The organism is Roseateles sp. P5_B10, from assembly GCF_056400485.1.
The window spans coordinates 1-1241 of sequence record NZ_JBFULE010001171.1 but is presented as its reverse complement, the minus strand read 5'-3'; the positions used below and the strand labels follow the sequence as shown (position 1 = coordinate 1241).

Genomic DNA, 1241 nt, shown 5'->3' with positions numbered 1-1241 from the left:
CGGACACGCTGAGCGCCATACCGTCCATGCTGCTGGGGCGGCGCCTGGGGCCGATCCGATCCGGTGGTCCTGGCTATCTCCATGGCAAGGACGGGGAGCGCTTCGATGCCACCACGCCGACTCTCATCAGTGCGCTGGCCCAGAACGGCCACAGCACGTCCGTGGTGGGCTTCTTCCACGACTACTGCCGGCTGTTCGCACAGGCGCGCCATTGCTTTGCCGAACCGGTGCAATTCTTTCCAGGCTGGGCAGCGGCGCTAGCGCGCGCCGTGCGGTCGGGCAACGACTTCGACTCCGCCTACTCGGACTTCATGCGGCAATGGCGCAGCAGCTTCGAACGGCTGCGCGCTGCGGCGCTGAGTGCCACGGCCCAAGCCGACAGCGAGCTGGTCTGGCTGCACCTCAATGTGCCGCATCCACCGATGGTTCTGCCGGCTTCGAGTGCCACTCGCGGTCTGGGCGCCGACTACCGTGCCAACCTCGATCTGATACCCAGTCTGATCGCCGACCTGCGCAGCAGTATTGACGCCACCGGCACGCCCACCACGTTGGTACTGACGTCGGATCATTGGCTGCGCGAGAAGGAACTCTGGGGCCCGATCTACGAACGCCAGCTCGGCCCGGGCCGGGGCAAAGCGGGCAAGAGCGACGACCAGCATGTACCTTTTGTTGTCTGGTTCGCTGGCGCGCCGACCGGGTCAGGGCTGCGATACGCAGCGCCTTTCAGCACAACAGTCATTCGCTCATTGGTGCCGGCGTTGCTGGACGGCCGCGTGACGACGCCGGTTGCTCTGTCGCAATGGCTGGCGTCGCAGCCTCCGGGCGATCTGAGCCGCTTCAGCGAAAAATCAGACAGCACCAGTGTTCATTGACGTGATGGCCATCATCACCGAGATCATCAGCACGCCGATGACCGCGCCGATGAGGAGGATGGCAACGGGCTCGATCAACGCCATCGCTGCCTTCTGACGCTCGCGCGCCGCATCGGTCTGCATCTGGCCGAGCGACATCAGCATGGCGTCCAGCGTGCCCGCGCGCTCACCCACCTTGATCAGGTTCAGGCGTGCCGGCGCGATCCAGACCGTGTGGCTCATCGCCTCGAACAGGCTGCGTCCGTTCTCCAACGCCCGCGTGGCCGACGCCACCAGCACGCCGAACTCATACAGGCTGGTGGCGCCACGCGACAGGCGCAGTGCTTCAAGCAGTGGCACGCGGTTGCGCAGCATGGTGCCGGTCAGCGT

General features: G+C 65.7%; 2 protein-coding genes. One reads left to right on the top strand and one right to left on the bottom strand.

All coding sequences use genetic code 11. The annotated features are described in order from the left end of the window. Nucleotides 1-872 (top strand): alkaline phosphatase family protein (locus tag AC1DU6_RS31820; RefSeq protein ID WP_477862187.1); only part of this gene is annotated, 872 nt, incomplete at its 5' end. On the opposite strand, the gene AC1DU6_RS31815 is transcribed toward AC1DU6_RS31820, so the two are convergent. Then, nucleotides 849-1241: type II secretion system F family protein (locus AC1DU6_RS31815; RefSeq protein WP_477862185.1), on the bottom strand; the 393-nt coding region annotated here is incomplete at its 5' end. The two genes, AC1DU6_RS31820 and AC1DU6_RS31815, sit on opposite strands and share 24 nt — an antisense overlap.